The following is a 14021-nucleotide window of genomic DNA, read 5'->3' as shown; positions in this document are numbered from 1 at the left end:
GGCGGATCAGCCGCCGGCCAGCATCCAGCGGCGCAGGCGGTTGGAATCGCCGAATGGTGTCAGCTTGCCAAAGGAGTTCAGCAGCACGATAAACACCGGCTCGCCCTCGATAATGGCGCGCATGACCAGGCAGCGCCCGGACTCATTCAGGTAGCCCGTTTTCGACAGTTCGATCTGCCAGGTCTCGTTCTTCAGCAGCCGGTTGGTGTTGCCATAGGCCAGCGGGCCACGATTGCTCCACGGCTGCACTTCCAGGCGCTGCGTGGTGCTGGCCTCGCGGATCAGTGGGTAGTCGTAGGCGGCCGTGATCATGCGTGACAGGTCGCGGGCGGTGGAGGTGTTCTCGGGTTTCAGGCCGGCGGGGTCGGCGAACCGGGAGTTGCTCATGCCCAGCAGCGCGGCCTTGGCGTTCATGGCCTCGACGAAGGCCTCGGTGCCGCCGGGGTAGGTGCGGCCCAGCGCGGCGGCGGCACGGTTTTCGGAAGACATCACGGCCAGCAGGACCATTTCACGGCGGCTCAGCGTGGCGCCATAACCCAGCCGCGAGCCGGTCAGCTTGATCATGTCGCGGTCGGCCTTGGTAACGGTTACGTCGCCGTTCATGTCCAGGCCGGAGTCGAGGATGACCATGGCGGTCATCAGCTTGGTGATCGAGGCGATTGGGCGGACGGTGTCGGCGTCCTTGTCATAGATCAGGTTGCCTTCGCCGTCCATGATGAACGCCGAGGCGGAGCGCAGTCCGGGGTTGCCCTGCAGGCCATCGAAGCGGGCAGCCTGCGCCGGAATGGCGATAAAGAAGGCGATCGACGCTGCGGCCAGCAATGACCAGCGTATTCTGGGTTGGGCCATGGTTCCTCTCCGTAACATCCAGGCACATTTATTTATCAACTGCTTGTGTGCGTATTGTGCACCAGTTTCTATGGCGGGGACAAATGTCGGGCGCCGGTTTGCATGGCATGATTGGCCTCGTATACATTGTCAGTCACCAACAGAACAACCGGAGGGTGGGAGCATGAGCGAGATTGGACCAGGGCCGGAGACACAGAGCACGGAAAGCGACACTGCGGGCGCGAACCCGCCACCTTCGGCGGGGGACGACCGTGAAACCCGCCAGTGGGCCATGTTCCTTCACTTTTCAGTCCTTGCCGGTTGGGTTGTGCCACTGGCCGGGCTGATCGTGCCGATCATTATCTGGCAACTGAAGAAGGATGACCTGCCGGGTATCGTGCCGCACGCACACATCGTCATGAACTGGATCATCACGTCGCTGGTGTACGGGGTGATCTGCTTTATCCTGACGTTCATCCTCATTGGCATCTTCGGCTTCATGGCGCTGGCACTGGCGACGATCATTTTCTCGATCATCGGCGGCATCAAGGCCAACGAAGGCGAGGCGTGGCCGTACCCGGGGACGATCATCAAGGTGTTTGGCTGAAGTGTGGCCATTGCGGGACTTTTAACCACGCGGGGCCGTCCCCAAGTAGAATGTAGCCATCAACTCAACCTGCATTTGAAAAGGAGGCCACGACCATGGCACATGAACTTCCCGCGCTGCCCTATGAGCGCGAAGCGCTCGAGCCCGTTATTTCCGCCGAGACCCTGGACTACCACTACGGCAAGCACCACGCGGCCTACGTGACCAACCTGAACAAGCTGATCGAAGGCACCGAATTCGCCGACGCCAGCCTGGAAGAGATCATCGCGAAGTCTTCCGGCGGCCTGTTCAACAACGCTGCCCAGGTATGGAACCACACGTTTTACTGGAATGGCCTGTCACCGAACGGCGGCGGCGAACCCGGTGGCGAACTGGGCGCGGCCATCGACGCGGCCTTCGGCTCTTTCGATGCCTTCAGGGAAAAATTCATCGCCTCGGCCATCGGCAACTTCGGTTCCGGCTGGACCTGGCTGGTGGCCGGTGACAATGGCCTGGAAATCGTCAACACCGACGACGCCGGCAACCCGATGACCGACGGCAAGAAGCCGCTGTGGACCGTGGACGTGTGGGAGCATGCCTACTACGTCGACTACCGCAACGCGCGTCCGAAGTACCTGGAAGAGATCTGGAAGCTGGCCAACTGGGATTTCGTCGCGGCCAACTTCGGCGGCTGAATGAGCCTGCAGTATCTCGACAATGCCGTCCATGACATGGGCGGCTTTACCGTTCGCCGGGCGTTACCGTCCGGCGATCGGCAGCATGTCGGGCCGTTCGTGTTCTTCGATCACATCGGCCCGGCCACCTTCGCGCCCGGGGAGGGCATCGACGTGCGGCCGCACCCGCATATCGGCCTGGCCACGGTGACCTACCTGTTCGAAGGCGAGATCTACCATCGCGACAGCCTGGGCAACGCCTTGCCCATCCGCCCCGGCGCGGTCAACTGGATGGTGGCCGGTCGCGGCATCGTCCATTCCGAGCGCACCGATGACGCCGAGCGCGCCCGCCAGGCCAACCTGCACGGCATCCAGCTCTGGGTTGGCCTGCCGCTGGAGCTGGAGGAAACCAAGCCGTCGTTCCGGCACTACCCGGCAGAGGATATTCCCGGCAAGGTGGAGAACGGCCTGGATATCCGCGTGATTACCGGCGACGAATTCGGCCTGTCATCGCCGGTGGAGACGCAGTCGCCAATGTTCTACACCGCGGTGAAGGCGGAACAGCCGTCCACGCTGACCCTGCCGGCACGCTCCGACGAACGCGCGGTCTACGTGGCCCATGGCCGCGTCAGGCTGGGTGGCGAGACCGTCGAGGCCGGCCAGATGGCGCTGATCACTGACCCGGGCGACCTGGCCATGGGTATCGATGCCGGTGCGATGTTCCTGTACTTCGGTGGCCAGCCCCTGAAAGGGCCGCGCTACAAGCATTGGAACTTTGTCTCCAGCAGTCGTGAACGGATTTCCCAGGCGCGTGACGACTGGGCCGAAGGCCGCTTCGACCCGGTCCCGGGCGACGATGAATTCATCCCCCTGCCGGAGAAAGTCCGCCTGTAACGCCTGGCCCGGATGGTCTACATTGAACCGTTGGTATTGACCAGGCTGATCACGGTCCAGCCCGCCCTGGGCTGGAGCCGTGGCTCATCGCTGAACACCCGCAGCTTGCCGTCATCGTCGATGGCGAACAGGTGTGTGGCCTGCTTGCCCCATTCGGCCTGGTAAGCCTCGAAGTCGAAGTTCTCCGTGATCGGGGTGCTGCGAATCTCGCCGCCGTTGCCGATCAGGCTGGCCAGCTTGGTCCAGCTGACATCGCGGGCAAATAGCGTGGCCGAGCGCAGCGTCCGGACAAAGCCTTCCTTGTCATCGTCGTCGCTGGCGCCCGAGCGCACGCTGTAGACTCTCTGCGGGCCAAACTCGTGCCGGTAGCGAGAGCAGACGATGGCGTTGGCCTCGGCGTTGCGTGACACCGCCAGCAGGTGGGTATACCCGGTCAGGTCCATGTAGCGCTCGGCATGCTCAGACACCGGATTGCCGTAGAACGTCTCCAGCCCGGCCATGCGCGCCTGCTTCAGGCCGTCGGCGCGGGTGTCGATGACCTTGACGCGGATATCGTTGGCGTGCAGGGCTTCGCCCAGCGCCAGCGCCACCTGGTTGGAGCCGCTGATCAGCACGCCCTGCTGCCCACGGCTGGACAGCCCCAGCACCGAGGCCAGCCGGCCCGAGGTGAAGCTGTAGACCACCACGGTGCCGATGATCATGACGAAGGTCAGCGGCACCAGCGCACCGGCACCCTCCACACCCTGTTGCTCCAGCTTGAGTGCGAACAGTGACGAGATCGCCGCGGCGACAATGCCACGCGGTGCGACCCAGGCGATCAGGGTCATTTCTTTCCAGTTTACGGTGCTGCCGATGGACGACAACAGCACGCTCAGGGGGCGGGCGATAAACAGGCCGATGCCCAGGATCAGTAGCGCCGGTGCCCAGATCTCCCTGACATCGTCGATATTCAGGCGCGCCGCCAGGATAATGAAAAACATCGAGATCAGCATCACCGTCAGGTGCTCTTTGAAGGTCAGCAGCTGGTCAAAATCGACGTTCTTTGAATTGGCGATAAAGATACCCATGACCGTCACGGCGATCAGGCCGGACTCGTCACCCAGCGCGTTGGAGGCGGTAAACACCAGCAGCACCAGGGCCAGCGAGGCATAGTTTTCCAGGTAGTCCGGCATGATATGCCGCCGCAGCATCTGCGCCAGCAGCACGCCGCCGGTGGTGCCCCAGACCGCGCCCATCATCAGTACCTTGCCGAACTCCAGCAGCGACTCCTGCTCGTGGCCGGTGACGATGTACTCGAACACCAGGACCGCCAGGACGGCGCCGATGGGGTCGACCAGGATGCCTTCCCAGCGCAGGATCTTCGCCACCCGCTCGGTGGGCTGGATGCTGCGCAGCATGGGCACGATGACGGTCGGGCCGGTGACCGATACCAGTGCGCCAAACAGCAGCGACAGGCGCCAGTCCAGGCCGGCCAGGTAGTGCGCCGCGGCGCCCATGACACCTGCCGTGACCAGTACGCCGATGCTGGTCAGGTTGCGGATCATCGTGCTCACCTGGCGGGCGTCGGAAATGCGCAGCGTCAGGCTGCCCTCGAACAGCACCACGGCCACACCCAGTGACACCAGCGGGAACAGCAGGTCACCCAGGAACTGGTCCGGGTCCATGATGCCGGTGCCGGGGCCCAGCACCAGGCCGGCCACCAGCAGCGGCAGGATGGCCGGTAATCGCAGCCGCCAGGCCAGCCATTGGCAGAAGACGCCAAGCATGAACAAAAGGGCAATTTCGAGGGCGATTGGCATGGCGTGATTTCTTGGCGCGGAAAGGCATGAATCATAACAGCCGCTGGAAAGGGTCGGGACCCGGCCGCACAAAGCGCTTGCCGCGCCGCCCGGTGAATGGAACACTCCGTACTTCATGACCGGCCGGAAAAGACCCGTGGACAAGGAACAACGCCCCATCAACCGCAGCCTGCGCGACGTCCGCTACGAGATTCGTGGTGTGCTGGCGCACCGTGCACAGGAATTGCAGCGTCAGGGCTACGAGATCACCGAGCTGAACATCGGCAACCCGGGCCTGTTCGGTTACCGCACGCCCGAGACCATGCGCCTGGCGATGATCGAGAACCTGGGCCAGAGCGAGCCTTACTGCCACCAGAAGGGCATTTTCCCGGCCCGCGAGGCGGTGGTCATGCAGCAGCAGAACCGCGGCGTGCTGGACGTGACGGCCGATGATGTCTTTATTGGCAACGGCGTCAGTGAACTGATCGAGCTGTGCCTGCGAGCGCTGCTGAACAACGGCGACGAGGTGCTGGTGCCCAGCCCCGACTACCCGCTGTGGAGCGCGTCGGTCACACTCAACCAGGCGCGGCCCGTGTATTACGACTGCCGGCCGGAGAATGGTTTCCAGCCGGACCCGGAACAGGTTGAAGCGCTGCTGACGCCCAGGACCCGTGCCATCGTGCTGATCAACCCGAACAACCCCACCGGCGCCGTTTACGACCGCGACCGCCTGGCGGCCATCGCCCGCATCGCCGAGCGCCGTGGCCTGGTGGTGTTCAGCGACGAAATCTACGACCAGATGCTTTACGGTGAGGCGCCCTTCACGCCGATGGCCACGCTGGTGCGCGACACGCTTTGCGTGACGCTGAGCGGCCTGTCGAAAATCTACCGCGCCTGCGGCTACCGGATCGGCTGGGCGGTGTTCAGCGGCAAGCGTACCGACGCGCACGACTACCTGCAGGCCGTGGAGCTACTGGCGTCGCTGCGCCTGTGCGCCAACGTGCCGGGCCAATGGGCGGTGCAGACCGCGCTGGGCGGCGTACAGAGCATCCAGCAGCTGACGGCGCCTGGCGGGCGGCTGTACGAGTCACGCCAGGCCATCATCGACGGCGCCGGCCAAAGCGAGTTTCTCGAGGTGAGGGCGCCGGCCGGGGCGATGTACGCCTTCCTGCGTGTCGACACGCAGCGGCTGCCCGGCTTTGACGACCAGGCCTTCGCGCTGGAACTGCTGGAGAAGCAGCACGTGCTGATCGCGCCCGGCAGCAGCTTCAACGTGCCGTACCGCGACCACTTCCGCGTCACCACGCTGCCCACCCCGGACGAATTCGCGAGGGTGTTCGAGCGGATCGAGAAAGTGCTGTCCGCGATGGCCGCCCGCGCCCGGCCGCGTAGCGTGGGGGCCAGCCCGGGCTAAGCGCCGGGGTGGTGCGCCGCCGGCGGGGTCAGCCCTTGTCTGGCGGCGGGAAGGCCTTGCATTGTTCCAGGATCCACTCGCGAAACGCGATAACCTTGGGCATATCGGCGTACGCCGGCGGGGTGACGAAATAGTAGGACCAGTCGGTTCTCACTACCTTGTTGATAGGGCGCACCAGCCGGCCGGCCGCGATATCCCGGGCCACCAGTGACCAGCGGCTCAGCGCGATGCCTTCCCCCTGTTCAGCAGCCATCAGGATCGCCAGTGAATCATTCAGGCCCGGCCAGCGCTTGTCGCGCCCGTCGTTGCCGATGACCCGGAACCAGGCATCCCAGACTTCGCTCTCGACGAACAACAGCTTGTGGTCCTGTAACTGTTCGGCTGACTCGATCGGGCCAATCTCGCGTAACAGGCGCGGGCTGCAGACTGGCATGATCCAGTCACGCAGGATGCGTTCCGATTCAAGCCCTTTCCACTCACCCGGCCCGAAGCGTATGGCCGCGTGAAAGTCCGTTTCGCCAAAATTCACCAGTTCGTTGTGCGCATTGATACGCAGGTCGATATCGGTGTGACCCTGGTAGAAATCGGACAGCCGCGGCATCAGCCACTTCTGCAGGAACGTGGGCACCATGCTGACGTTAAGCACGCCGCCGGAGCGGTCCTGGTCGACGATCCGCATGGCCTTGCGCAATTCACCCATGCCCCGCTGCACCCCGGGCAATAGCTTCCGGCCCGCGCCTGTCAGGCTGATGGTTTTGCCGTGGCGGCGAAACAGCGGCTGGTTCAGGCGCTCTTCAAGCTGCCGGATCTGCGATGACACCGCGGCCGGACTGACGTTCAGCGCGCGTGCGCCCTCGGAAAAGCTGAGGCGGCTGGCGACGGCTTCGAAGGTGCGAAGTGCGTTAAGTGGTAGTGAAGCCATATGAATTAAGAAATAGTGAAAACATGGGTAATTAAACCCGTTAGAAGTGAGTCTTGCAAGTGCTTAAAATTCCCCCATGTTTAGTTTCCAGAGGGCAGGTCCATTTGAAATGAATCTGTAACGGAAACGACATGTGTGTTTCATATTTTAGCGTGGTTTTAATCACTGGAGGGTGAAGTAAATGTTAACTGATAGCACGATGGGAAGTGGCTTCGGCCCGAGAGAACCCGAACCGAGCGTAACCGCCGTTGGCGTGACGCGTGTCGAGGCGGGTTCAGCTGCCAACGAAGGTGACCTGGCACGCGGACGGTCTCGTGACCGCCGTCTTTCACGCCAGCGTCGCCTGGGTAACGCGGGTTACCGCGCCGGTGGCGGCTGGTCCGTTGCGTTGTGGTAAGACGCTGACCGCCCGCTGACCAGGTCCCTGTAGACCCGGGTCATGCGGGCGGCCAGCTTTTCCGAGGTCCACAGCCGCGCTTCCTCGCGGGCCTCGACGGCAAGACGTTCACGAAGCGCAGGGTCGCCCAGCAACTGGACGACCGCATCGGCGAAAGCGTCGACATCATCGGCGGGCACCAGCGCGCCGCGGCCGGATGCGAGTATGTCGCGCGTGCCCAGGTGGGCCGTCGACACCAGCGGAACGCCACAGGCCCAGGCCTCCAGCAACACCAGCCCCTGGGTTTCCGTCCTCGAGGCAAACACGAAGGCATCGCCACAGGCGTAGCAATCCTGCAATTCCCCGTCCCTTGAAAGGTATCCGGTAAAGATCACGTTGCCATCGAGCCCCCGGCGCTGCACCCGGGCGCGGATCGAGCCCAGCGCTGGGCCCTCACCGGCGAGCAGGAACTGAACATCCGGCTCCCGTTCGCGCACCTTCGCCAGCATATCCACAAGGAACCCGATGTTCTTTTCATGGGCCACGCGGCCCACGTAGACCAGTGTCGGCCGATCCAGGTCGATGCCATGGCCGCGGGCGAAACGATCGGCGTCCGTGGTTCGGAAATCCTCGGGCCCCAGGCCCGTTGGCAAGACGTGCACTGGTGTGCTGACGCCATACCGCTTCATGACATCCTCCAGCGCGCTGGACGGCACAATCAGTGCGTCCACCGCATTCACCTGTCGGCGTGTGAACCAGCGGGTCAGCTGCCGCGAGACACCGGCCGGCATGGCCTTGATGTAATGGTGGAAGTAGGCCTCGAAGAACGTGTGGTAGGTCTCGATCACCGGCAGGCCGACGCGCCGGGCCCAGGCCTTGCCGGCATAGTGGGCCAGGAACGGGGTCTGGATGTGCACCAGGTCATAGTCGCCCGGGTCGATGGCGGCCAGTGCGCGCTTAAGCGCGCCGCGCTTCATCAGGCGGTCTTCCGGGTCGCCGGGAATCTGCCGGCCGGGAACGCGGACGATGTCATCGTCATCATCGGGTGGGTCGCCGTCATAGGCGGGTACGACCAGGGTCACGCGATGGCCCTGGGCCAGCAATTCGCGCCGGAACGAGGCAATCGAGGTCGAAACGCCGTTGACGCGTGGGAAGTACACGTCCGAGATCATCAGGATACCGAGGGCGCCGCTGGCCCCCGAAGGCAGGTTCTCGCGCATGGGTTACTCCGGCCGGGTGGCGCCAACTATGCCGCCGCAATCATGGCAGCATGATGACAATCGGCGGCCCGGGTGACTCAGGTTTTGCGGGGCAGGGCGGTCAGCATGTCTCCCACGCGAATGGTGGCGCCCGCACCGGAGACCAGGATGGCATTCTCGCCGAAGGCCGGCGCCCTGGGGTTGCCGGGCATGGGATTCAGCGTCGCCAGTGTCCGGAACGGCTCCCGGGCGGGGTCGGCGATGGCGGTATCGGGGTCGATGGTGGTGATGACGCAGCGCTGGCAGGGGTAGCGCAGTTCCAGGTCGTAGCCTGGGCCCTGCAGGCGACCGGTGGCATGCTCTTCGAACGCCGGCAGCCCGGTGACCACGATGTTTGGCCGGAACCGCCGCATGTCGACCGCGCCGCCGGCCTGTCCCGACAGGCTGTCGTTCAGCCTGTCGAGCGAGTCCGCACCGGCGACCAGGTACGGCGCGCCGTCGGCAAAATGGGTCGTGGTGTGCGGCCCGTACCGGTCGGGCTGGGACTGCGTCCGTGGACGGGCCGCATCGGCCCGCACCAGGCGCAGGGCGCGACCCTGGCCGATGGCCCCGCTGATCCAGCGCGCGGCGTCGTCGCCGGCGTCGAGCGCCTGCCACTTATCGCGCCAAACGCTGATCGCCGCGTGCTGCCCGGTTGATGGCTCAAGAGGCAGGGCCAGGGGCGGATGATCCGGTGCATGCAGGACCAGTTGGTTGTCACCCAGTTCGCAACCCATCAGCGCCATGGCGGGCGTGTTTCTCTGGCTGACGAAGCGGCCGTTGTCGTCCACCACCATCCACTGCCGGTCTCCCGCCAGCCCGGTGGGCTCCAGGCGCGCCGATTGCAGTGAAATTCCGGGCAGTGACTTGACCGGATAGACATGCAGGGCCGAGACTTCGATCTTCATCATGAACTGTGTCCAGTATTCGCTGGCGTCCGGAGGATATCGTGAACTGTCGCATGCCCGCCATCATGCCCGCCATCGTGCTGGCCACCACGCTGGCCTGGCTGGCCCCCGCCGTGGCCGACGACGTGCCCAACGACGTTCCCGCTACGCCGTCTGCCGAAGCCATCGTCGACCTGCTCGAGGACTTTCTCGCCAACGTCGATGAAGCCGCCACGCATGACCGCTTCTGGGCCGAGGACCTGGTCTACACCTCGTCCGATGGCACGCGACGCGGCAAGGCCGAGATCATGGCCGGCTTCGACGAACCGGCCGCGGATGAGCCCGGCCCGGAAGTCACCTACTCCGGACGCGACATTCGCATACGCGAGTACGGGAACACCGCCACGGTAGCCTTCCGCCTGGTGGCAAATGTCGCGGCACGCGGTGATGCGCCGGCGCGTGAGCTGGCCTACTTTAATACCGGCACCTTCGTGCAGCGGGACGGCCAGTGGCAGGTCGTGGCCTGGCAGGCGACCCGTATTCCCGGGAGCGATTGATCGACGATTACCATGGCACTTTTTCCACGTGGCGCAGTCCATTGCAGTTCCACCCGGTTGATACCCGTATTGTGAAATCCAGATCCACTGACTCCCTGGCATCCAGCCTGCCGGTTCGACTGGCTGTCGTCCTCCTGGCCCTTGGCGCCGTGGTGCTGTCCGGCTGCGCCGGAACGGCGCGCGGCAAACAGGGCTCGGTCTACGAGGCGCGGCCTCAGGCGGTGAGCGCCGCACAGGCGCCGGCGCCGCTGCAGGCGCCAGATGCCGCGGCGCTGGTGGTGATCCGTTACCCGGCGATGATTCACGCCGACGCGGAGTCGATTTACGTGAGTTCCTTCGCCGTCAACGCCATCGGCGGCGAAGTGCCGTACACCGTGTACGGCAAGGCACAGACCGAGCGCATCGCGCAGACCGTCATCGCCAAGTCCGGGTATTTCGCCATGTCGCTGTACCGGGAACTGCGCGACCGGCTGCCCGAGCACACCGTATTGCTGTCGCCGCACCTGGTGCTGTGGGATGAGCACGAAGGCCTTTACAGCCGCCCGATCCTGGCGTCCGAACAGGTGCCGGCGGCGCTGACCATCGACTTCGGCACCTATACCTATCCCGACGTCAACGAGATGATGGATTCGCCGCCGGTGACCTTCGGGGACCTGTTCACGCCGCTGGCGGTGGTTCGTGCCGGGCGCTGGGCGCGGCCGGCGCTGAACGGCCTGATCCTGGCCAGTGACGACCTGGCGGCCGCGTCGTGGCGGGCCTCGGAAGCCCAGGCCATGCGGGACATCGCCGCGCGCGCGGGTGAGGCGTCGGTGCCGCAGCCGGCATCGCTGGACTTCATCGCCTTTCTCGCCGAGCGTGACGCGCCGTCCATGAGCCTGCCGCTGAGCGCACCGGGCTCCGGTGGTGAGCGGATGACCCTGGAGGGCTATCCGCTGGAGAAACTGCAGATTCCGGCCGAGCGCATGGACCGGTTGGATGAGCCCGGTGAGTATGACCCGTTCGCGGTGACTTTCTCCAGCGGCTTCGCCGCGCGTGTGATCAGCCTGCTGCGCACGATTGATATCGACCGTGCGACCTTTTTCCAGCGCCAGGCCGCGCTGGCGCGCTTCGATCCCGGCCTGGCGCGGGTCTGGTACACGCGCTCGGAGGACGAAAGCGTGCGCGCCCGCCTGCAACTGGCGGAGGCCCTGGTGGGTGCAGAGCGGGAGTTCCTGGCGGCCCAGTCCGAGAGTATCTACGGCGGTACCTACAGCGGCGACTTCGGCGTGCGCATGCGCAAGATCATCGCCGCCGAGTACCGCATGCTGGAGGAACGGCGGCGCCTGGCGCGGCGCCAGAACATGACCACCGCGGTGGCCGCACTGGCGCTGGCCGGCTCGGTGTACGGCGCGACCGTCTCCACCACGGCCAGTGCCGCGATGGTCGCGTCGTTGTCCGGCGTCTCACTGGTTGGCTCGGTCTGGGCCATGAACAAGTCACTCGACACACGCTCGGAATCGGCCGAGGTGAGCGAGAAGTTCATCGCCCGCATGGCGCCCACGTTCGAGCGCCAGATGTCGGTGCAGATGGAATGGCTGGAATCGCGCGAGGTCATTACCGCCCGCGGTTTCGGCGAGTTCCGTAACAAGACGCTGTCGCTGTACCAGTCGCGCGTACGCTCGATGGCGGTCAGCGTCGACGATCGCTGCCAGTTCAGCGCGCCCGGCCTTGACGCCCCCGGTGCCTGGTGGGGTGCCTGCGTCGATGGCCGCGCCAGCGGTCGTGGCTTTGGCGTCGCGATGTCGGGCGAGCGCAGTGTCGAATACCTGGGCGAGGCCCGCGACGGGCGGCCGCAGGGCACCGGCGCGATGGTCAGTCGTCGCGCGGGCGCCACGCCGGTGTACTACGAAGGCGAGTTCAGCGGCGGCCGCCTTGACGGCGTCGTCTGGGTCGAGAGCGCGGGTGAGGCGCCACGCCTGCGCCACTACCGCGATGGCGTCGACACTGGCCGTGCCGAGCCAAACGAACGGGTCGGTTTCAGTTACACCCAGGCGGCGGCGCCGTCGGGAGCCGCCCAGTGAGGCCTTGGCCCCGAAAGTACCCGGGTGCGGGCCGCTGGTCGCTGCTGGCCCTGGCGACGGCGCTGGCGCTGGCGGGTGGCAGCGTGGTCATGGCCAGTGACGGCGCGACGGTCGATGCCGGCCCGGACTTCGCCGCCTTGGCCGCGTTGACGCCGGGTGAGCAGTACCGCCGCCTGGGCCTGATGCGACTGGCGGGGCAGGGCGTCGCCCCGGCCTTGCTGGACGCCGTTCGGGCCATGCAGGCGGAGCGGGCCGCGCAGGCGCCGGCACAGGCTGAGTTCGATCCGGATGACTACACAACGCCGCTGGCGCGCATCGTCGGCCAGGCCCAGATGCGCCTGGGCGCGGCTTCGCTGTTCGAGATGACGGCGCAACATGATGCTGCCCTGGCCGCACAGATGGACGCGCTGTCGGCGGCTCACCCGGTGCTGATCGAGCTGGTCAACCGCGATGCCATCAGCGAGGACGCCATCCTGGTGCGCACGGCGATTGCCGAGGCGCTGGCCGATGTGCTGCCCGCCGAACTCGAGCCGTCACTGGATACCTACCGCGGGCGGACCCTGTACCTGCGCAATGAACTGGAATTCGGCGATTTCGACGCGGAACTGGGGCGCCTGACCGACGCCGCCATCGACGCCGTCGGCGGCCGCACCGACGCCTGGCAGCGCATGTTTGATGATGAGACCCAGACCGACAGCTTCGACCAGCACATCCGCGCCGCGGAATCGTTCTACACGCGCGAGCCGACGGACGCGGACCGCGCGGAGAAACTGCTCAACGAGATTGCCGAGGACGTGATCCTGCTCGATACCAACCCGGTGCCCTAGGGCGATTGCGGTGGTTCGTCTTCCTCGGGCTCGGCCGGGGGAGGAACAGGCAATCGCTGCAGGCCACGGGCCCGCTCCAGTTCTTCCAGCGTCAACAGCCCCTGGTCGCCGCTGCCCTGAAGGTCGTTGGGTGCCTGTGGGCGGCTGAGGGACGGCTGTGCCGGCTGTTCCGCCGGTTGGCCGGTCAGGTATTCCAGCGCGCTCTGCGACACGCCCTCGGTGGGCGGGCGACTGCTGCGCACCGGGCTTTGCTGCTGCTGACGCTGTTGCTCGGACTGGCTGGCCTGCGAGTCGCGCTCGCTGGTGCTGCGCTCGGCGCTGTCGCTGTTCTGGCCAGACTCACCGGACTCGCCGGATTCACCAGACTCACCGGACTGCCCGTCCTGGCCCTGTGCGCCGTCCTGCCCGGAGGATGAGCCGTCACTGGAAGCCGATGTGCTGCCCGCGGCCTGCGCGGACGCCGCGGCAGCGTCACCCTGTGATGCCGCGGCATCCTGGCCGCCGCCCTGGCCACCACCCTGGGCGTCGGCGTACAGGGCGGCCTCGCGCTGGTGGTATTCACCGACCAGTTCGTTCCAGGCCTTGGCTTCACGCTGGCGCAGCGCCGGGTCACCGGCGGCCGCGGCACTGGGGACGTAGGGATAATCGGCGTCGGCCTCGGCCGGGGTCCACGGCCCGCGGCCGACGATGATGTCGCGCAGCTGTTCGCGCAGGTGGCGTTGCGAGGCTTCCGGCAGACCGGTCAGGCTTCGCGGCGTGTTCATCGGCGCCGGTTGGGTCGAAAAGCGGGCGCGCTGGATGTCACGGTCGTCCAGTTCCATGAAGGCGCGGTAGGTGTCCTCGTTCACGTCCACCTCTTCGCTCTCCACCAAGGCATCGGGCTCGTCTTCGTCCTGGGCGCCGGCATGCAACGGCAGCGTGAGCGCGAACAGAATCCCGCCCAGCGCGAGCAGGGTGAGGGGCCTGGAGTCAGTCGCCAT

At 65.7% G+C, this 14021-nt stretch carries 13 protein-coding genes; 7 read left to right on the top strand and 6 right to left on the bottom strand.

Going from position 1 to position 14021, the window contains the following annotated elements:
* Positions 1 to 6 precede the first annotated feature (6 nt).
* Complete coding sequence (locus tag F3N42_RS05135) at positions 7 to 849, bottom strand: serine hydrolase (RefSeq protein ID WP_150863314.1); 843 nt, start codon at positions 847 to 849, stop codon at positions 7 to 9.
* A 163-nt stretch (positions 850 to 1012) separates the two neighbouring features.
* On the opposite strand from F3N42_RS05135, the gene F3N42_RS05130 reads away from it, so the two are divergent.
* The 3 genes from F3N42_RS05130 to F3N42_RS05120 all read left to right on the top strand — a co-directional run bounded on the left by F3N42_RS05130 (position 1013) and on the right by F3N42_RS05120 (position 2982).
* Complete coding sequence (locus F3N42_RS05130; RefSeq protein ID WP_150863313.1) at positions 1013 to 1435, top strand: DUF4870 domain-containing protein; 423 nt, start codon at positions 1013 to 1015, stop codon at positions 1433 to 1435.
* A 95-nt stretch (positions 1436 to 1530) separates the two neighbouring features.
* Complete coding sequence (locus F3N42_RS05125) at positions 1531 to 2109, top strand: superoxide dismutase (protein WP_150863312.1); 579 nt, start codon at positions 1531 to 1533, stop codon at positions 2107 to 2109.
* The gene (locus F3N42_RS05120; RefSeq protein WP_150863311.1) at positions 2110 to 2982 is read left to right on the top strand and encodes a pirin family protein; all 873 of its coding nucleotides are present in this window, start codon (positions 2110 to 2112) and stop codon (positions 2980 to 2982) included.
* 17 nt (positions 2983 to 2999) lie between these two features.
* Here F3N42_RS05120 and F3N42_RS05115 read toward each other — a convergent pair whose 3' ends face one another.
* Positions 3000 to 4781, bottom strand: coding sequence for a cation:proton antiporter (locus tag F3N42_RS05115; RefSeq protein ID WP_150863310.1), 1782 nt, complete (start codon positions 4779 to 4781; stop codon positions 3000 to 3002).
* A gap of 136 nt (positions 4782 to 4917) precedes the next feature.
* Here F3N42_RS05115 and F3N42_RS05110 point away from each other — a divergent pair, with 136 nt between their 5' ends.
* Complete coding sequence (locus tag F3N42_RS05110) at positions 4918 to 6174, top strand: aminotransferase class I/II-fold pyridoxal phosphate-dependent enzyme (protein ID WP_224784721.1); 1257 nt, start codon at positions 4918 to 4920, stop codon at positions 6172 to 6174.
* A 28-nt stretch (positions 6175 to 6202) separates the two neighbouring features.
* On the opposite strand, the gene gcvA is transcribed toward F3N42_RS05110, so the two are convergent.
* From gcvA to F3N42_RS05095, 3 genes are all read right to left on the bottom strand, one after another.
* Positions 6203 to 7096, bottom strand: coding sequence for a transcriptional regulator GcvA (gene gcvA, locus F3N42_RS05105; RefSeq protein WP_150863308.1), 894 nt, complete (start codon positions 7094 to 7096; stop codon positions 6203 to 6205).
* A gap of 357 nt (positions 7097 to 7453) precedes the next feature.
* The gene (locus F3N42_RS05100) at positions 7454 to 8692 is read right to left on the bottom strand and encodes a glycosyltransferase (RefSeq protein ID WP_150863307.1); all 1239 of its coding nucleotides are present in this window, start codon (positions 8690 to 8692) and stop codon (positions 7454 to 7456) included.
* Between the two features lie 77 nt (positions 8693 to 8769).
* The gene (locus tag F3N42_RS05095) at positions 8770 to 9621 is read right to left on the bottom strand and encodes an MOSC domain-containing protein (protein ID WP_150863306.1); all 852 of its coding nucleotides are present in this window, start codon (positions 9619 to 9621) and stop codon (positions 8770 to 8772) included.
* A gap of 38 nt (positions 9622 to 9659) precedes the next feature.
* Here F3N42_RS05095 and F3N42_RS05090 point away from each other — a divergent pair, with 38 nt between their 5' ends.
* The 3 genes from F3N42_RS05090 to F3N42_RS05080 all read left to right on the top strand — a co-directional run bounded on the left by F3N42_RS05090 (position 9660) and on the right by F3N42_RS05080 (position 13041).
* Positions 9660 to 10154 carry a nuclear transport factor 2 family protein gene (locus F3N42_RS05090; RefSeq protein WP_224784720.1) on the top strand — a complete coding sequence of 165 codons (495 nt, stop codon included), beginning with the start codon at positions 9660 to 9662 and terminating at the stop codon, positions 10152 to 10154.
* A gap of 71 nt (positions 10155 to 10225) precedes the next feature.
* The gene (locus F3N42_RS05085; protein WP_150863305.1) at positions 10226 to 12214 is read left to right on the top strand and encodes an MORN repeat-containing protein; all 1989 of its coding nucleotides are present in this window, start codon (positions 10226 to 10228) and stop codon (positions 12212 to 12214) included.
* Positions 12211 to 13041, top strand: a complete 831-nt coding sequence (locus tag F3N42_RS05080; protein WP_150863304.1) for a hypothetical protein — start codon at positions 12211 to 12213, stop codon at positions 13039 to 13041. Before F3N42_RS05085 ends, F3N42_RS05080 begins: the two co-directional genes overlap by 4 nt.
* Here F3N42_RS05080 and F3N42_RS05075 read toward each other — a convergent pair.
* On the bottom strand, positions 13038 to 14021 hold the full coding sequence (locus tag F3N42_RS05075; protein WP_150863303.1) for a hypothetical protein: 984 nt from the start codon (positions 14019 to 14021) through the stop codon (positions 13038 to 13040). The genes F3N42_RS05080 and F3N42_RS05075 overlap by 4 nt on opposite strands.

It is taken from the genome of Marinihelvus fidelis (assembly GCF_008725655.1).
In the GTDB taxonomy this organism is placed as follows: domain Bacteria; phylum Pseudomonadota; class Gammaproteobacteria; order Xanthomonadales; family SZUA-36; genus Marinihelvus; species Marinihelvus fidelis.
This window is presented reverse-complemented; position numbering and strand designations above follow the sequence as displayed.